At 65.2% G+C, this 17308-nt stretch carries 21 protein-coding genes; 5 read left to right on the top strand and 16 right to left on the bottom strand.

All coding sequences use genetic code 11. The features are described 5' to 3' along the window. Nucleotides 1-2: 2 nt before the first annotated feature. From FYJ28_RS00095 to FYJ28_RS00055, 9 genes are all read right to left on the bottom strand, one after another. Complete coding sequence (locus tag FYJ28_RS00095) at nt 3-593, bottom strand: MerR family transcriptional regulator (protein ID WP_055241833.1); 591 nt, start codon at nt 591-593, stop codon at nt 3-5. Between the two features lie 231 nt (nt 594-824). Next, on the bottom strand, nt 825-1322 hold the full coding sequence (locus FYJ28_RS00090) for a bifunctional nuclease family protein (RefSeq protein WP_055241835.1): 498 nt from the start codon (nt 1320-1322) through the stop codon (nt 825-827). Nucleotides 1323-1327: 5 nt separating this feature from the next. Next, nucleotides 1328-2083: a transcriptional regulator FtsR gene (gene ftsR, locus FYJ28_RS00085; protein WP_055241836.1), complete on the bottom strand. Its 756-nt coding sequence runs from the start codon at nt 2081-2083 to the stop codon at nt 1328-1330. Between the two features lie 12 nt (nt 2084-2095). Further along, nucleotides 2096-2566, bottom strand: a complete 471-nt coding sequence (locus FYJ28_RS00080; protein ID WP_154577884.1) for an FHA domain-containing protein — start codon at nt 2564-2566, stop codon at nt 2096-2098. A 225-nt stretch (nt 2567-2791) separates the two neighbouring features. Then, entirely contained in the window at nt 2792-4279 is a 1488-nt protein-coding gene (locus FYJ28_RS00075; RefSeq protein ID WP_326831391.1) for an FAD-dependent monooxygenase, read from the bottom strand. 94 nt (nt 4280-4373) lie between these two features. Then, nucleotides 4374-5450, bottom strand: a complete 1077-nt coding sequence (locus FYJ28_RS00070) for a PQQ-dependent sugar dehydrogenase (RefSeq protein WP_154577883.1) — start codon at nt 5448-5450, stop codon at nt 4374-4376. A gap of 71 nt (nt 5451-5521) precedes the next feature. Beyond that, complete coding sequence (locus FYJ28_RS00065) at nt 5522-6856, bottom strand: hypothetical protein (RefSeq protein WP_154577882.1); 1335 nt, start codon at nt 6854-6856, stop codon at nt 5522-5524. A 72-nt stretch (nt 6857-6928) separates the two neighbouring features. Beyond that, the gene (locus FYJ28_RS00060; RefSeq protein WP_326831390.1) at nt 6929-7420 is read right to left on the bottom strand and encodes a TetR/AcrR family transcriptional regulator; all 492 of its coding nucleotides are present in this window, start codon (nt 7418-7420) and stop codon (nt 6929-6931) included. A gap of 71 nt (nt 7421-7491) precedes the next feature. Continuing rightward, complete coding sequence (locus FYJ28_RS00055; protein ID WP_055241848.1) at nt 7492-8256, bottom strand: SDR family NAD(P)-dependent oxidoreductase; 765 nt, start codon at nt 8254-8256, stop codon at nt 7492-7494. Between the two features lie 205 nt (nt 8257-8461). On the opposite strand from FYJ28_RS00055, the gene FYJ28_RS00050 reads away from it, so the two are divergent. Then, on the top strand, nt 8462-8983 hold the full coding sequence (locus tag FYJ28_RS00050) for an alpha/beta fold hydrolase (RefSeq protein ID WP_055241849.1): 522 nt from the start codon (nt 8462-8464) through the stop codon (nt 8981-8983). Here FYJ28_RS00050 and FYJ28_RS00045 read toward each other — a convergent pair. Continuing rightward, nucleotides 8980-9459, bottom strand: coding sequence for a small multidrug efflux protein (locus FYJ28_RS00045; RefSeq protein WP_229780056.1), 480 nt, complete (start codon nt 9457-9459; stop codon nt 8980-8982). The two genes, FYJ28_RS00050 and FYJ28_RS00045, sit on opposite strands and share 4 nt — an antisense overlap. Before the next feature lie 485 nt (nt 9460-9944). Between FYJ28_RS00045 and FYJ28_RS00040 the strand changes: the two genes are divergently transcribed. Further along, nucleotides 9945-10385, top strand: a complete 441-nt coding sequence (locus FYJ28_RS00040) for a hypothetical protein (protein ID WP_229780055.1) — start codon at nt 9945-9947, stop codon at nt 10383-10385. 31 nt (nt 10386-10416) lie between these two features. Here the strand turns inward: FYJ28_RS00040 and FYJ28_RS00035 are convergent, their stop codons facing one another. From FYJ28_RS00035 to FYJ28_RS17185, 3 genes are read right to left on the bottom strand one after another with little or no spacing between them, the layout of a single operon-like run. Next, nucleotides 10417-11184 (bottom strand): helix-turn-helix domain-containing protein, encoded by a 768-nt coding sequence (locus FYJ28_RS00035; RefSeq protein ID WP_326831468.1) that lies wholly within the window; start codon nt 11182-11184, stop codon nt 10417-10419. A 30-nt stretch (nt 11185-11214) separates the two neighbouring features. Then, nucleotides 11215-11880, bottom strand: a complete 666-nt coding sequence (locus FYJ28_RS00030) for a glutaminase (protein ID WP_326831389.1) — start codon at nt 11878-11880, stop codon at nt 11215-11217. After that, nucleotides 11841-11969 carry a glutaminase gene (locus tag FYJ28_RS17185; RefSeq protein WP_326831467.1) on the bottom strand — a complete coding sequence of 43 codons (129 nt, stop codon included), beginning with the start codon at nt 11967-11969 and terminating at the stop codon, nt 11841-11843. Before FYJ28_RS17185 ends, FYJ28_RS00030 begins: the two co-directional genes overlap by 40 nt. Here FYJ28_RS17185 and FYJ28_RS17580 point away from each other — a divergent pair. Both FYJ28_RS17580 and FYJ28_RS00025 read left to right on the top strand, forming a co-directional pair. Further along, nucleotides 11911-12093 carry a hypothetical protein gene (locus FYJ28_RS17580; protein ID WP_326831473.1) on the top strand — a complete coding sequence of 61 codons (183 nt, stop codon included), beginning with the start codon at nt 11911-11913 and terminating at the stop codon, nt 12091-12093. The genes FYJ28_RS17185 and FYJ28_RS17580 overlap by 59 nt on opposite strands. Nucleotides 12094-12183: 90 nt before the next feature. Then, complete coding sequence (locus FYJ28_RS00025) at nt 12184-13326, top strand: NAD(P)-binding domain-containing protein (RefSeq protein ID WP_154577877.1); 1143 nt, start codon at nt 12184-12186, stop codon at nt 13324-13326. Between the two features lie 7 nt (nt 13327-13333). On the opposite strand, the gene FYJ28_RS00020 is transcribed toward FYJ28_RS00025, so the two are convergent. Beyond that, on the bottom strand, nt 13334-14080 hold the full coding sequence (locus FYJ28_RS00020; RefSeq protein WP_154577876.1) for an SDR family oxidoreductase: 747 nt from the start codon (nt 14078-14080) through the stop codon (nt 13334-13336). 129 nt (nt 14081-14209) lie between these two features. Beyond that, nucleotides 14210-14821, bottom strand: coding sequence for a TetR/AcrR family transcriptional regulator (locus FYJ28_RS00015; protein WP_326831388.1), 612 nt, complete (start codon nt 14819-14821; stop codon nt 14210-14212). 77 nt (nt 14822-14898) lie between these two features. Here FYJ28_RS00015 and FYJ28_RS00010 point away from each other — a divergent pair, with 77 nt between their 5' ends. Beyond that, complete coding sequence (locus tag FYJ28_RS00010; RefSeq protein ID WP_154577874.1) at nt 14899-15963, top strand: hypothetical protein; 1065 nt, start codon at nt 14899-14901, stop codon at nt 15961-15963. Between the two features lie 253 nt (nt 15964-16216). On the opposite strand, the gene FYJ28_RS00005 is transcribed toward FYJ28_RS00010, so the two are convergent. Beyond that, a complete protein-coding gene (locus tag FYJ28_RS00005) occupies nt 16217-17113 on the bottom strand; it encodes a hypothetical protein (RefSeq protein WP_154577873.1) in 897 nt (298 codons plus the stop codon). Between the last annotated feature and the right edge of the window lie 195 nt (nt 17114-17308).

Here is a 17308-nt window from a genome sequence, read left to right as displayed (position 1 = left end):
ACCTAGCTGATCTTGCGTGCTGCGCGGCGGCGGCTCAGCTCGTCTTCCGGGTAGGAGTGATCGTCAGCGTGCTCACTGGGAAGCTGGGCCAGGCTGCCTTCCACTTCGCGCCAGACACGGCCGACGGCGATGCCGAAGACTCCCTGTCCGCCCTGGACAAGGTCAATCACTTCGTCTGCGGAAGTGCACTCGTACACGCTGGCGCCGTCGCTCATCAGGGTGATCTGGGCGAGGTCCTCCACACCGCGTTCCCGCAGGTGCTCCACTGCTGTGCGGATCTGCTGGAGCGAAACCCCAGTGTCCAGCAGGCGCTTGACGACCTTCAGGACCAGGATGTCCCGGAAGCTGTAGAGGCGCTGTGTGCCTGAGCCGGAGGCACCGCGGACGGCGGGCTCAACCAGGCCGGTACGGGCCCAGTAGTCCAGCTGGCGGTAGGTGATGCCTGCAGCCTTGCAGGCGGTGGGGCCCCGGTATCCTGCGTCTTCATCCAGGACCGGCAGGTCTTCGGTGAACAGCAGTCCCTGGGCACTTGCCGGCAGTACCTTGCCGGGGGCTACGGCGCGGTGTTCGCCGGCATCGCCTTTCGGACTCACTGTTCCTCCTAGTAACGGTCCCCGCGAAGTCTGTAGCCGCACGGCTACCGAAGTGGAGTGGGACTGTCAGCCTTTGGCTGGACCTGTTCCTGCCGGCAGGGATGCCAGCGTTCTCACTAGTGTGTCTCCGGTAGCCCATTGGCGCAATGGGAACTCTATGCTTCGACGTTAGATCCGCGCGCAGGCAAGGTCAAAGATGCCGCCGGTTTTTTTGAAGCGTGTCGAAAACCGTCAGCGCTCAAAATCCTCGGGTTCAACGTCCGCCAGGAACTCCCGGAACTGCCTCAGTTCCTGCTCCGCGTTCTCGGTTTCGTCTTCGTCTTCCTCGTCATCGGATTCAGTGATCCGGACTCCGGCATCTTCGAGGACAGCATCTGCGCACATAATCGGGCAGCCGGCACGCAGTGCCACTGCGATCGCGTCCGATGCCCGCGAACCAACCCGTGCGCCGTCGTCGAACACCAGTTCGGCGTGGAAGACCGTGTCCTCCACGGACACCAGCCGGACTTCTGTAACGCGGCGGCCCAGGGCCTTGATCACGCTGACCATGAGGTCATGGGTCATCGGGCGCGGGGGAACGATTCCCTGCTGCACAAAGGCGATGGCGCTGGCCTCGGGGGCTCCGATCCAGATGGGCAGGTGCCGCTCCCCCTCAACCTCCTTGAGGAGGACAAGGGGCTGGTTGGAAGGCAGTTCGATCCGGACGCCTACAACTTCGACTTCCTGCATTCGCTTCAGCTCTCCATCCGGGCTATTTGTCCGTGGACCAGGGCACTGTGCAGGCTGAGGCAGAGATCGCTGATCTCCCGCGCCGTCTCTGCGGCCCGTGCCTGCGACGCGACGTCCCGTCTGGAGGCAACGGGGGCAACAACGCGTTCCACTAGTCCGATTTCACGGTCCGCCGCGGCCCGGAACGGCCGCAGGTGCCGTGGTTCTATGCCGTGGGCTTCCAGCTGTCGGCAGGCTTTGGCGACCTTCAGGGCGTGTTCATCATACTGCTGGTCGGGGGCGGTGATAAGGCCGAAGCTGATCAGGCTGCGGACCAGCTCCACGGACGCCCCGGACTCCGCGACCAGCTCACTGAAAGAAAGCAGCCGTGCCCGGGTACGCGCCGCGAGTTCCTCCGCCAGCTGTTCGGACACAGCGCGCGGAGCCAGGGTGATGCCGCCGGGAAGGGATTCGGGCCGCTCTCCCCTGTCAACGGCGTCGAGGTAGTCCTTGATGACTTTGAGCGGCAGGTACTGGTCCCGCTGCAATGCCAGGACAAAACGGAGACGCTCTACATCCTGGGACGTGTATTTCCGGTAGCCGGCCGGCGTGCGCTGCGGCGAAACAAGCCCTTTTTCCTCCAGGAACCGGATTTTCGACGCGCTGATTCCGGGAAATTCAGCGCTCAGGTCGGCAAGGACCTGCCCGATGTTGAGTACGCGCGGGCGCGCGCGCTCGGCCGCTGAGCCGAGGGCGCGCCGCGCAGCCTCTGGTCCTGGCATCCGCGTCCGCCTTTAGGCCGTGCCGGCGGCCGGGCGTGCAGCGTAGAAGGTGAGCCGGAACTTGCCAATCTGAACTTCGTTGCCGGTGCGCAGCAGCAGGTTGTCCACGCGGTCATTGTTGACGTAGGTCCCGTTCAGGCTCATGGCATCCACCACCCGGAATCCTTCGGGCGTACGGCGGAACTCCACGTGCTTGCGCGAGACCGTGACGTCGTCCAGGAAAACGTCGGCATTGGGATGGCGTCCGGCAGTAGTCACATCCTGGTCCAGCAGGAACCGGGCTCCGGCGTTTGGTCCGGTATGTGCGATGAGCAGGGCCGAGCCGGACGGCAGTGCGGCGACGGCGGCCCGCTCGTCGGTGCTGAGCTTGGGCTCAACCGATGTGGCATCGGTGATAGGCGGAAGGCTGATCGACGTCGTGTCCTCCGCACTGAAGTCACGCTGATCATCCGCTCGTGCGGCGTTGAAGTCCTCGCCCGCCATGTGTTTCCTCCCCAAAAAGAACCGGCCATCCCGCCGTTGCGGCGGCTGGCCTGTTTCCACTCGCTTACCGTTCGTGCCTTACCGGCTGTCTTAGCCTACCTGTTATGGGGCGTCTGCGGCACAGCAGATTCGCACGCCCCTGCGCTTCCCGCTTCCCAGGTGTCCGTAAGACGCCAAATGACGTGCTGACGTGGGAGGACCCGCGCCTTCCCCGGACTTTGCATCTCAGTCCAGCTGGGCCAGCTGGGCGATGCTGGGCAGGCTGGGCGGCCCAAACCAGGTCGTCAGTGCTTCTACCAGGTCCGCCTCGCTGCCTGCGGAAAGGCTGCCGTCCTCCTCCTGATCTTCTCCCACCCAGACGATGTGCCCGTCTGGGCGCAGCAGCAGAGAAGGGGCTGCTGGGCCGGCGGGGGAATCAACGATGTGGTCCACTCTGTCTTCCCAGCCCTCCGGCAGCAGCCTCCCGGTTCGATCCAGCAGGATTCCCCGGCCGGTGTGCATGTAGTCGTAAAGCCGCTTCGTCCCCACCTGCACGTCGCGCTGCCGCCTGCCCAGCAGCGCCGGACCCGGTCCGAGGTCGTAGCGGATGTCCAGGCCGGTGATCTTGCCGATCAGGTGCCGGTTCACGACGTCGTACTCCATCAGTTCCGTCAGCAGTCTGCGCAGCGCCTGCGGACCCGGGTCCGTGGATACCAGCTCGGACTGCACCCTGGTGGTGTTGAGGACATCTGCTGCCACCGGATGCCGTTCGGTGAAGTAGGTGTCCAGCAGCTCTTCCGGTGCCCATCCGTTCACGGCGGCGGCGAGTTTCCAGCCCAGGTTCAGTGCATCCTGCAGCCCGAGATTCAGTCCCTGTCCGGCAAAGGGAGGGTGAACGTGGGCGGCATCCCCTGCGAGGAACACCCTGCCCGCCCGGTAGCTCTCTGCCAGGCGCGTTGCGTCCCCGAACCGGGAGATCCACCGCGGGCTGTGCGCTCCGAAGTCAGTTCCGGAGTACTGCCGCAGCTGCTCTTTGAGTTCATCGAGGCTTGGCGGCACTGCCCGGTCCTCAGCCACGCCCGCCGCCGGAACCACCACGCGGTACCCGCCCCCGCTGACCGGGCCGGCCCCAAAGTCCCGATGGGTTTCCCGTACCCTGGCAACGACACCGGCCACTTCCTCCAGCGGCGCACTCAGCTCCACCTCGCCCAGCAGGAACTCCCGCCTGCTCGGCTCGCCGGGGAAACCAACGCCGATGAGGCGCCGGACGGTACTGTGCCCGCCGTCGCACCCCACCAGGTAGCGGCAGCGCAAGGCGGAGCCGTCCGCGAGGGTGACCGTAACGCCGGAGGCGTCCTGGCTGATGGTGGTGACTTCGCAGCCTCGGCGGATGGCAACACCGAGTTCGACGGCGCGGGCGGTGAGCAGGCGCTCGGTCTCGGTCTGCGGGATGCCCAGCACGTAGGGATGGGTCGAATCCAGGTCCGGAGCCGGGCGGATGATGCCCGCGAAGAACCCGTCGAGCGGGTGCCGGATTCCTGCGGCGGTGAATTGGCCGGCCAGTCCGCGCTGGTCCATAATCTCGATGCTGCGGGCGTGCAGCCCAAGGGAGCGCACAACGGGACTGGGCTCGCGCTCCCTGTCCAGCACCTCCACATCCACGCCGTGCAGGCGAAGTTCAGCGGCCAGGAGGATGCCCGTTGGCCCGGCACCGGCAACGATTACTTCGGGCACTGAAGTCCCCCTTTATCCGTGCGGCGATTGGCTGCGCCAAAAAAGCGTACGCCCCGGGACGGCGGATGTTGAGGGGAACCGGGCCGTCTGGCGGTCAGCGGTCCAGAACGATCCGCAGGATCCGGTCGTCGTCCGGTCCGGGGCTCCCGCGTCCGTCGGTGTTGTTCGTCAGGACCCACAGGCTTCCGTCCGGAGCTGCCACGGCGTCGCGGAGCCGTCCGTAGCCGGGCAGGTGCTCGACGGCGGAGGCCGTGTCAGCCAGCGGAATCTCCCTCAGCCGTTCGCCACGGAGATTCGCTGCGAAGACCGAGTCTCCCAGGACCGCGATGCCGCTGGGGCTGGCATGGGCCGGGTCCCACTGCTGCACGGGATCGATGAAGCCGTCCCTGTCGGCCATGCCCTCGGCCTCGGGCCACCCGTAGTTGCCTCCCGCTTCAATGATGTTCAGTTCATCCCACGTGTTCTGGCCGAACTCACTGGCGTATAACCTGCCCTCACCGTCCCAGGCCAGGCCCTGCGGGTTGCGGTGTCCGTAGCTGAACACCGGGGAACCGGGAAAAGGATTGTCCCCGGGGACACCGCCGTCGGGCATTAGCCGCAGGATCTTTCCGGAGAGCGACTGCGTATCCTGCGCACTGTCCCGGTCCCCGGCGTCGCCTGCAGTGGCGTACAGCATCCCGTCCGGGCCAAAGGCGATGCGCCCGCCGTTGTGGACCGGGCCGGCCGGGATGCCGGAGAGCACCTGCTGCGGTTCTCCGAGGCTGAGGGATCCCGGCGCTCCGCGCAGTTCACGGCGTTCGATCCGGTTTTCGTCTCCGGCGGTGAGGAAGCTGTAGAGGTAACCGTCCTGAACGGCGATCCCCAGCAGGCCGCCCTCTCCGCGTCCCTGCGCGTTGATCAGGCCTGCTTCGCGCTGGTTCCCCGCGCCGTCGAGCTCCAGGATCCGGCCCGAGTCCCGTTCGCTAACCAGCGCGGTGCTGTCCAGGAACGCGATGGACCACGGCGACTGGAGCCCGGTGCTTATAGTCTCGGGCTCGGAGAGCGCCGCCGTGGACACCTCCGGCCCCGGTGCCCGGCTGTTCCCTGCACTGCAGGCGGCGAGGGCCAGCACGGCCGCGGCGGCAATCGCCGACAGCCGCCGCTTTGTTCCTGGGCACCTGGCGTTGGGCATGGCGGTGCACTCCTCGGGTCGTGTGAGTCGAAATTACCAGTTCATGCCCGGCTCCTCCATGCCTGCAGGCGTCACGAATCCCAGATGGGTCCGAAGGCGGGGATGCCCCGGCGTTCGAATTCGCTGACCACACGCCCGGTAACGGCCTTGTTGGAGACGATGATGACGGCGTCGGCTCCGGATGCCTTGAACGCCTCGTAGGAGAGCTCGAAAACGTCCGGTTTGCCCTGCTCGCTGGTGTTCCAGATGACGGCCTCCGGCTGGGCCTTCTCCACCTCGCTGACCAGGCCGTCGCCGTAGGTGGCACGCGGGGTCTTGGTGACCCAGACCAGCCGGGCTCCCTGGGTATCCGTGAGCAGATGGCCCAGTGCCGGGCCGATCCCGCTGCCGGTGGCGATGTAGAGCACGCGGTTGAAGAGGCGCTTGGCGTTGGCGACGCCGACGGTCGGAATGCCGCGGACCCAGACGTGCGGCGGCGGGTTTTCGATGAACTCGCTGGTCCAGCCGCCCGCGCGGGAAATGACCATCCGGTAGCCGCTGTCCCCCGCGGCCGCCGGAATGCAGGCGAAGGGGTGCCAGCCCAGCAGCGGGTGGCGGCTGATTGCCCGGGTGGTGCCGACCGGCGGTACAAACCCGTGGTCCAGCCGGACAATGATGGTGTGGTTCGAGGGGCGCTCGGTGGTGATGGGCACCTTCCGCAGGAGCAGCCAGGGCCAGAGCGCAAGCCCGGTGGAGACCACCAGCATCCAAAAAATCGGGGAAGCCAGCAGTGCCTCGCCAAAAGTGCGTTCCGGGGTCTGCAGATGGGCGAGGATCAGTGTGTTCGCCCAGCCCAGGATCAGGACGGTCCAGGTGCCGAACCGGTGCGAGGCCTCAAAGACGTCATGATGGCGGGTGCGGAAACCGGGTGCGGCGAGGGCACAAATGGTGAGCAGCACCAGGCAGACCGTCACCGCGATAGCCAGGGATGCGTCGTCGTACCCTGCCTCCCCGTCGGCCCAGGCCGGCGCCAGCTCGGACACGTAAACCACGTACCAGAGGGTTCCCGCGATGGCACCGCCCACGTGCAGGCCGCCCACGTGGTAGTACTGGGCCAGCCGCCAGCGCAGCCGGAGCGGCCAGGACGTAGGCGCCCTGGTGGCAAGGAAGGACAGCAGGTTCACCATCCAGTGCTGCCTCGGCAGGATTGAGAAGAGGATGTTGACCTGGGAAATCGCGGCGATCACCTGCAGGCTGGAGGCGTGCGGGTGCCACCAGCCGGCGGCCAGGCCCCAGCCGAAGAGTGCCGCATTGGCGATGAGCACGCCGGCGAAAAGCGCCACGTAGGTTCGAATGCGCGCGCGGCGCCGGGGAGCAGGTTCGACGGCGCCTGTGCCGGCCGCAGGGATCGGGTCTGTATTCATCACTTGCCCATAATGGTGGACACCGTCCAAAGTATTGAATTGTGACGGGGACAGCGTTGACCCGGAGCTGGCGCCCTAGGCCGTTCTGAGAAGTCCCCGGCTGATATTCTCGACCCATCGGCGACGGGATTCATCCGGCTCATCCGCGGGCATTGTTGACATCAACAGATAGATATCCGCCGGCTCCACGTCCGGCCGAAGATCGCCGGAACCCGCCCCTTGCTGCAGAAGCTGGCGCAAAGCCCCATCCATCCGCACCATCGCGTCGCTTTCCGTACTGTAGGCGCCCAGGGATCTCGCCGCTTCTTTCAGGATCCGGCTGTCAGAGTGGCTCTCAACCCAGCCAAGGAACAGACTCCGAATCTCCTCCCTCGCGGGAGCTCCGTCGCCGATGCGGCGCACCGACGACTCCAGCTGTTCCGCAATTGAAGCGATGTGCTGCTCGAGCGTGGCGGCAACGAGATCCGCCTTCGTGGGGAAATGCCGATACAGCGTACCCACGGCTACTCCGGCGGCGCGGGCTATGTCCTCCATGGGAACCCCCGGTCCCCGAGAGGTTATGAACACTCTGAAGGAGTGGTGACGCGGACATTACAGGAACAGCTGTCCGACCATGGCAGCGGGCAGAGCGGGCGACCTTAGTCAGGGCTCATGCCGCCGGTGAGGTTCAGCACCGTGCCGTTCATGCTGGCAGCCCCGCCGCTGGCCAGGAAGACCGCGGAACGCGCGACGTCACCGAGCGTCGGGAGCGTGCCGCTGGTAGTGAGCGATTCAAGAAACCGGGTGAACTCCTCCAGCTCCATGGGAAGGTCCGCAGTGTTGCCGATCGTCTCGCGGATCCGGTGCGGACGCAGGCATACAGTCCGCACGCCTGCCGCCCCGGTCTCGGCGGCGAAGGTGCGGGTGAGCGCCTCGACGGCGGCACAGGCGGCAGAAAACCCGCCGACGCCGGCGAGGGCCAGCCTGGCCGGCGACGCAGAGAGCATCAGGATAGTTCCACCGCCCTGCGGCACCATGTATCCGGCCGCCGACCGTGCGGTGAGGAACTGGGTCCGCAGCCAGGCGGCGGCGGGAGCGACGACGTCGTCCGCGTCCATTTCCAGCAGCGGGACACCCTGGACCCTCGGGATCTCCACGGCGTTGAACATGACGTCGATCCGTCCCGCAGTATCTGCCACCGCGTTGGTATACGCGTCTACCTCCACCCGGTTGTACGCGTCCACCCGGCTGGTGTGTGCTTCCCCTCCCAGGGCACGGACCTTGTCCGCGGTGGCGTTTACCGGGCCTTCATTGTGGCCGGCAAGGAAGAGGCTCGCACCGTGACGTGCGAACTCCGCTGCCACGGCCCCTCCAATCGCTCCCCCGGCGCCGTGGATGATGACGTTCAGCTGGTCTGCCGGCATTCCGGGCTCCTGTCCGTGCAGGGCGAACCGGCCGGAGTTCTCCGGCCGGTTACTGAACGCTAGCAGCGCCGGCTCCCGCCGTCAGCACGCGCCCCGCCCGTTCGGCTGCGCGCAGCCGAACGGGCGGCACTTTGGCGTGCCCCTGTTGGCGGCCCCGCAGCTGCGGGACAGTGGAAGGAGATCAACAGGAAGCAGGTGGTGTGCCGTGGAGGTTCTCTTTCTGCACGGAGCAGGCGGGTGGGCGGACGACCAACCGATTGCCGGGGAACTGCGCTCCCGGCTCCGGGTCCCGGTGGTGATGCCCCGCTTTTCTGAGGATGAAATGACAGCCGGGGCCTGGCTGGCCGGGATTGACGAGGCCATGGAACCGCTGGGGACGGAGACGGTAATCGTGGGCCACTCCTTCGGCTCTTCCATGGCACTGCTCCGCCTGGCGGCCGCGCCCCCGGAGCCGCTGCCCCGGGGGATGGTTCTGCTCGCAACCCCGTTCTGGGGGTCGGAAGGCTGGCAGGGAGAGTATGCCCTGCCAGCGGGCTTCACGCTGCCGCCGGGCCTGCCGGTGTTCCTGCATCACTGCCTCGATGACGACACAGTGCCCTTCGACCACCTCGCCCGGTTCCAAGCGCTGCTTCCCGGCGCGGTGATCCGCCGGCATGAGACCGGCGGGCACCAGTTCCAGGAGCGGATGAACGCAGTGGCGGGCGACGTGGCTGCCCTGGGCTCCTAGACCCCGACGACGAACGTGAGCGCACTCCAGATGAGAACCGTCGAGATGGTGGTCCGGATAATGATTGCCACGCCCTGCCAAAGCAGGACCCAGCGGCGGGAGGTGCCTCCTGCCACGAGGATCGACGCGGTGAACTGGGTCGGGATGGCCAGCGGGCCCAGGATGCTTGCTCCAGGGACACCGAAGCGGACAAGCCAGCGCTTGAAGCGGATGCGCCCCTTCGACTCCGCCTTAGCGGTAGGGGCCGCAACCAGCGTCGACGTGCCGCCTGCCGCGGCCGCTGCTGCCTCCGCCCGGGCGTCCACCCGGGTGGTGACAGCGGTCCGTGCCCGGGAGGTAACAAACACCACCAGCGCCACGCTGGCAAAGTTGCCGATGGCGGCCCCGACGGCCGCGAGGACGGGGTTCAGTCCGCCGACGACGCCGATCACTGCACCCGCCTCGCTCTCCAGGAACGGAACAGCGGCAGCGAGCATCAGGATGAAGGGCTGAAGGGCTGAAGGAGCTCAGGCACCTGGCCTAGAAACTGCTGAAAGTTGTAGACGAGTTCCTGGGTGGGGTTCATCGAACTGGTTCCTAGTCTCCTTACAGAGGGCGTGTCCCTCGGGTAGACGCCAGTAGAAACTATGTTCCCGGCACACGGTCAACCCCCTCAGGAACCGTGCCTTCACCCACCAGAGGGCCCCTTGACCCTGTTCCGGGAACATAGTGTCCGATGGTTCGAACGACGTACCGCCCATCCGGGGCGGACACGGTTTGAAAGGGTCGGACATGGAACTCAAACCAGCCAGCACCCCCCGCACTGCAGCCGTTCCGATGGTGGGAGGCGTTTTCCCGCTCACTGCTGCATCTGTACCTCCGCGGCCCGGACGGCGCGCGCCAGACGTGGTCTGTAGACGTCCGGCACGGCGGCGGCACCGACGGCGAGGTGTACGCGCATTTCTACCGGGACGGCCTGCACATGGCACGCTTGAAGCCTCCCGTCCTGTTCCCTCTTCCGGGAGGGACCATCCGTATTGCGGTAAGCACCTACGGGCTCAGGCAGGCTGACTACGTAACCCACGACGGCGCCGTGCAGCCGCTGGTGCCCGATGCTTCCTCCGCTGAAGGACTGCGCGCACACCTCGACCGGACCCGGCCGGGGCTGAGCTGGCTTATAGGGGCGGCATCCGCACTGGTGCTCCTCGTGAGCCTTGCGCTCGGCGTGCCGCAGCTTCTGCAGTCGGTCACCGAATTTCCGCCGCTGGCGGAGAACATCGGCACGTTCGCCAGTCCGATTCTGCTCCCGGCATGGGCGAACACGTCGCTTCTGCTGGCCGGCCTGGCAGCCAGCACAGAGCGGGCTCTGCGGCTGCGCTATAACTGGCTGCTTGACGGTGGCCTGTTCAGCGGGGGCGACTAATGCTGCCCAACCCGCAGGGCGTACCCGGGGTTCAGCCAGGCTTCCTGCTGATTTCCTCCTGGCTGTGCACCCCCATAGCACTCAGCTGCTCCTCCGCGATCGTGTTCGCGCGGAACAACACGTCCAGCTGAGCGTCGTTGTACAGGTGGACCAGTGCATCTCCGAAAGTCTGGGTGCTAACCTCGCTCCCCTTGGGCATATGGGCCGCAGGATTGCTCAGCCAGGGATACTTGATGAGGTGTTTCACGATGGTTGCTGCGACCCTCTCGGCCAGTTCCTGCCGGGTCTGCTCATCGGCATCGGCGGGCAGGTTGTCAATGTCCGGACCGGTATCGTCCGTCTCATCCGCGGTCATTTCACGGATATCTGCCAGCGCGTCATCGTCGTAGAATCGGGTCATGAGGTGGACGATCGACCGGTCATTCTCCGAGAGCCTTGAGGCGACGGATTCGAAGCCCGCAGGCACGTCTGCCGGAGCCTGATGCCGGATGATCTCTGCTATGTGTGCCCGAGCCTCCTGCAGGGACTGGATGCGCAGCTGGAGTTCGGCATCCACGTCGCGCAGAACCTCCGGCGTTCCCGGCGCTCCGGCCGTGACGCTGTGCATCTGTGACAGCGGGATGCCCAGAACCGCGAGCCGCCGGATGCGCAGCAGGCTCACCAGGTGCCGCACCTCGTACTGCTTGTAACCGTTGTAGCGGCGGACAGGTTCCTCCAGCAGGCCCAAACGGTGATAGTGACGGACGGTGTTCACGGTTGTCCCGGCCAGGTCAGCAAGTTCACGTGTGCTCCACGGAATCCAGTGCTCCTTTCCACGTCCCGGCAGAGTCTACGGGTCCACGGCGAACATCCCGTTCCGGTCGTTCTCCTGGTTACGCACCAGCCCCTTGAGGAGCTGCCCGGCATCCGCAATGACGGGAACCAGGCTTCCGTCGCCGCGGTCGGGATCCGGCATGATCAATTCCGGGTCCACAAAATAGACCCCGCGGCCTTCCAGCATTAGCCGGCGCGCGAGTTCCAGCAGCATACGACGTGCCACGTCATCGATCGAATAGACCAGCGCGAAATCCAGTACCACCCTGCTCTCGGCAATATCACCACCCACAAACCCGCGGACAATTCGCTCAGCACCGGCGAAGCGGATCCCGCCCTGCGCCTGGAGAACACGGACAGCGGAGGTTCCCTCCCCGAGAACGTGGCTTGACCGCACCACCGCCCGTGCGGCGGGCGGGACCTCCATCACGTGCAGGCCCATGTCCGAGGAGAACCGTTCAAACAGCGACACTCCCCGCGCGCTGTTCCCGTGCGCATCCAGGCGCGGCGAAAACGTAGCGATGCCAACCTGGCCTGGCAGGGCACCGATCATCCCTCCGGCCACACCGCTCTCGGCAGGAATGCCGACCTGGGTTGCCCAGTCCCCTGCGGCGTCGTACATTCCGCAGGTGGCCATGACGCTCAGCACCTGCCGCACCACCGGGGCATGTACAACGCGCACACCTGGTGCTCTGCGCCCAGGAGCGAGTGAGTGGTGATCGCTCCGGCGTTGATCATCGGATTCCGAGGCCGCCCGGTTTCGTCTTCCAGCGAGATCTCGTTACTTGCTGCAATCAAAGAAATCTTCATCGATGCATTTACACCTGAGCAGCTCGCCAATCTGGAGAACGCTGCTGCGGCACTGCGCACCCATTTAGGAATGCCGGCACGCTGACAGCTGCCGAAGCCGGCAGCCCCACGAAGGGAATGAACCCATGCATCCAGGCATTTACGCAGTGATACTCATAACCCAGGAGGCCCCAGGATGCTTACCTCTTCGCCGCAGCACGGCACCGATGCGCGGGACCACCCGGTCCGCCGAGCCGGCGTCGTCGTCATCGGTGCAGGCCAGGCAGGACTTTCCGCCGGCTACCACCTGAACCGGCGCGGCTTCGCCAGCGCCTTGACCGGCGGCGATGCCGAGCGAAGCTTCGTGATGCTCGACGCCGGGGCGGCGCCCGGCGGCGCCTGGCAGCACCGCTGGGAGTCGCTGACCATGGCGACAGTCAACGGCATCTTCGACCTTCCCGGATTCCGGCAGACTCCACCCGAACCCGGGACACCGGCCCGGATAGCAGTGCCCGAGTACTTCGCAGCGTTCGAGGACCGTATGCAGCTTCCGATCCTCCGTCCCGTCAAGGTGCATTCGGTGTATCCCGCAGACGATGATCCCGAAGGCGATCTCCTCATCCAATCCGACGCCGGAACCTGGGCCACGCGTGCTGTCATCAACGCCACCGGAACCTGGGACAACCCGACGCTGCCTGCCCACCCGGGGCGGGCGAGCTTCGCCGGGCGCCAGCTTCATACCCGGGACTACTCCTCGCTGGACGAGTTCGCCGGCCAGCGGGTCGCTGTAGTGGGAGGCGGAATCTCCGCCATCCAGCAGCTTGAAGAGATTTCCCGGGTGGCAGATGTCTTTTGGTACACCCGGCGCGAACCCGTTTTCCGGGACGAACCTTTCGATGCAGAGGCAGGGAAGGACGTAGTGTCCCGGGTGGCTGCGGACGTGGAAGCCGGAAACCCCACCGGCAGCGTGGTCTCCTACACGGACCTGCTGTGGACGCCCTATGCCCTGGCTGCGAAGGAGCGCGGAGCCCTGCAGCGGCGGCCGATGTTCACTGGCATCGTGCGGGACGGGGTACGGGAAGCGGACGGCTCGCTGACCCGCGTCGATGCGATTCTGTGGGCCACCGGGTTCAAGCCGTCGCTGAGCCACCTGGACCCGTTCCAGCTGCGCAATGAACGCGGCGGGATCGAGGTTCACGGTACTGTTGCCGCCGCCGATCCGCGCTTACACCTGATCGGATTCGGACCCTCACAGTCGACCGTTGGCGCAAACCGTGCCGGGCGGGAGGCTGTCCGGGCACTGACCGAGCATTTCGATGTGGCGCCCGTGCGGGGCTGAGGAAGCCTCAGGCGAGTCCGCCGTTGGGATAAATGACCTGTCCGTTGATCCAGCGCGAGGGTCCGGCCAGGAAGGCAGCCACCTCGGCAATGTCTTCGGGGGTGCCCAGGCGCTCCATCGGGGCGAGCTGTGCCATATGGTTGATGGCATCCTGATCCTTCCCGTCCAGGAACAGCGGGGTGGCCGTGGGTCCGGGCGCAATCGCGTTGACGGTGATGTCCCTTCCCCTCAGCTCCCGTGCCAGGACCGGAGTCAGAGCCTCCACGGCAGCCTTGCTGGCAGCATACGGCGCGTAGGTGGGATCCTGCAGGCGGGTCTGGCTGGACGAGACGTTCACCAGTGCCCCGCCTCTCCGAAGCCGCTGCGCAGCGAGCTGGGAGACCACAAAGCTGCCTCGGATGTTTGTGCGGTGCATCCGGTCCAGTTCATCGAGGTCCAGGTCTACAACTGTGGAAAGGACCATCACTCCGGCGGTGTTGATAACGACGTCGATTCCGCCGAAAGCGGCCTCAACCTCATCAAAGAGCCGGGTCATGGCAACTTCGTCGGCCACATCCCCGCCGACCGCCATGGCCCGGCCGCCTGCAGCAGTCAGTTCCTTGACGACCTCCGTGGCCTTGTTCATGTTCCCGGCGTAGTGCACTGCCAGGGCGAAGCCGTCGTTTGAAAGACGCTTGGCGATCGCCCGGCCCATTCCGCCTGATCCGCCGGTGACGACGGCAACCCGAGGTGCCGCGGCAGTGCTCTCCGACATGCTGTGCTCCCATCGAAAAAGAACCGATAAGAACATTGAGGCACGAATCGGACGCTCTGTCCCACGATTCCCGTCAACTCATGGCCCGGATGGCCCAGACAAAGCCCGGCGGTTGTGGCGGCTTCGGGGCTACGGCTCTCCGGCCGTCCCCGTCGGTTTTGCCTGGACCAGTTGTTCCAGATGGTTCTCCAGCACGGCTGAGAGAAGATCCGGGGTAGCCAGCCCGGGCCGCATAGCGGCGTGCACAGCCAGCCCGTCGATCAGGCCAAACAGCCTTTCTGTTTCCAGCACCCGCTCCTCGTCTGCGCCTGCGGGACGCAGCTCGGTAATCCAGCGGGCACAGGCCCCGCGAAGCCGGTCATATGCTTCGTCGCGCAGTGCTGCCAACGGAGCATCCACCATCGCGCGGGCCACGAAAGCAACCCAGACCTCGTTCTCAGCGCGCCGCTCTTCATCCAGCGGCAGGAGTTCGGCGAGCACCACCTTCGCTGCTTCCAGCGGTTCCGCCGGCCGCGGAACACCGGCGGCACGGCGCTCAACCCGTTCCATGACGTGGCGCATGGCGAAGGTCAGCAATTCCGACTGGCTGCGGAAGTAATGCCGAAGGGAACCGGTGGACAGCCCGGCTTCGCGTGCCACTTCACGGACTGAGGCTCCCTCCACCCCGTCCCGGCGGATGACCCGCCACGCCGCCAGTGCCAGCTCCCGGCGCCGCTCTTCGTAATTCACTAGTTTCGGCACGGATCTTTTATAGCACAGTCGTACTACTATGCGTTGTAGATCAGCTCCGCAGAACTTCGCGATCCAGAGGAGGAGCGATGGAAGACGGCAGCGAAGAGCAAACAGCCAACACCCGGCTCATGGCGGCCAGCGAAGGCGGGCCCCGCCCCGGAAGATGGCGCGTCATGCGATCCCGATGGCTCTGGGCCGCGATCGCCGGCTGGCTGGCAGCGAACATCTGGACCGTGCTGGCAGCCCCGGCGCAGCTCCCGTTCGACTGGCCTGCGCGGGCGGGCAGGTCCACCGTAGACGTACTCATCGACGTCAACCTCGCCCTGCTGCAGATCCTGCTTCTGATGGGCGTGGTAACCCTGCTAACCCGCCGCCGTCCGGATCCCCGCCTGGCAGCAAGGTCCCCGGGCCGCCGGCGGGCACTGTGGGAGACCTTTGGCCTGCTCGGGTACGGCGCACTTGGCATGACCGGCGGATTCTTCCTGGCGAAGGCCGCCGGGTGGCACCCCTTCGGACTGCATCTGGCCGGGACCATCTTCGGAACCAATGACGCGCCGGCACCCGCTGAAGTGCTGGCCTGGGCGGGCTACAACCTCGTGGTCTACGCGGTGATTCCGTTGATCTACTTCCGGCGCCGCTATTCGCCGCTGGCCCTGGGCCTCAAATCCACGGCCCCCAGGAATGACCTGCTCGTGATTGTTGTGGTGCTCGCACTGGAGCTGGCCTTCCAAATCTATGCACTGAAGCCTGGGAGCCTAGGGCTGCCGCTTCATCAGCTGCTTCCAGGCGCCGCATTGACCTTCGCCCTCTACCTTGCCGGTGCCGTACTGCCCGCCATGGTCTTTGTGTACATGATCCTCATTCCCCGGTATCTGCGACTCACTGGATCCGCCATAGCCACAGTTCTTTTGGGTGGGCTAACGTACGCGGGGCTGCATTTCTGGGATGCATGGACGCTGTTCTCATCAGCGGAGACCACCGTACTGTCGGTCATTTTCGTGATCTTCACGTACCTGGGTCCCGGGATGTTCAAGAGCTTCCTGACGCTGCGTACGGGCAACGCCTGGGTCCATGTCTGGGCATACCATGCCTTCGCCCCGCACACGCTGATCGATACACCGAACATTGTCGGGGCATTCCGGTTGAAGTGACGGCCGCCCCTAAAAGCCCCGGAAACGACAAAGTCCCGGCAAGATTTTCATCTCACCAGGACTTGTATTTGTCGGGTTGACAGGATTTGAACCTGCGACCCCTTGACCCCCAGGTGGTAGGAGTAGGGCTCATAGCCCACCTGACCTGGGGTTTTATGTTTCAGGAGCGCGCTCTGAACGTCACGTTTTGCAGGGTTTGCAGGCTGTTGGTCACCTGATTGGTCCACTTCGCTGCACAAAGGTCGGGCGCCATTCAACCGGCCGAAAGACGTTCCTTCACACGCTCCGAGTCGAGGTCAGGCACTCCGATTCGCCCACGGTACTGGCTGTGCTGAACGAGCAGGCCTTCGGCAAACGGGCTCACGAGCGACGCGACCCGAGTCATCGAGTCGAGGGCCTGCGCGTTCGCGGCTTGCACATTTTCCAAGTCGAGGACCAGATCGGGGATATCACGGAACGAAGGCAAGTAGTGGAAGCGCCCCTGTGTAGCCTTCAGGACGTTCTTCTCCAACTCCTTCCATGCGCCGTTCGACTTGGCCTCGGCCCACTTCTGGTACCTGGGATTCGACGCCAGCTCTCCCGCCCTAGCGAGCAAAGCGAACTCAAACTTGTTCTGAGCGAAGTCGCATGCAGGAGTGAGGATGACCCACCATGTTCCGTCGGACGCACGGAGAAGATCGCCCGGCGCACGGCGAGAGGAAGCAGGCGGATAGATGTACCGATGAGTTGGATCGGCAGTTAGGTTCTGCTCGCTGTCTTCTTCCAGCACCCGCGAAAGCCGACTAAGCAGGACCTGCGCGATACTCGCCGAGTCTGCTGCTTCGGTGTACTCCGCCCAGTTGGGCGCCAGCTCTGTCCACATGTGCTTACGCAGGACGTTGGTCACATGCTGCTCTATACCGCTGATCGTGATCGCAGCGCGGCTCGCTACGGCATTACGAATCGCCTCCGGCAGCTTGTCAGTGTCGTCTTTGGTCACCACCGTGACGAGAGGGGCCATTTGCTCCTGGAGCACGTTCTCTGGCAAGGCAGTCCAGAACACTACGGGGGCAAACCGCGCATCCTTGATACTGAGGTATACGGCATGCCCGGCAGCATCGTCTTCCGGGGAAGGATCTGGCGTGTCTCGACGTACGTCTAGAACGACCACATCGCTCTCCCCGCGGCTGAAGATGGCGAATCCTTCGTCAAAGTCATTCTCAACGACGACCTCGACTTGGGACTGCTGAAGGTTTCGTTGACAGCTGGGGTTGATAATTTTTTACGCGGCTGAGGCCGCGTTTTTTATTGTCTCAAATTCGATGGGTGTCAGCCGTCCGAGGGCACGTTGGCGGCGTTTTCGGTG

It is taken from the genome of Arthrobacter sp. BL-252-APC-1A (assembly GCF_009696625.1).
Classification (GTDB): domain Bacteria; phylum Actinomycetota; class Actinomycetes; order Actinomycetales; family Micrococcaceae; genus Arthrobacter_B.
This window is presented reverse-complemented; position numbering and strand designations above follow the sequence as displayed.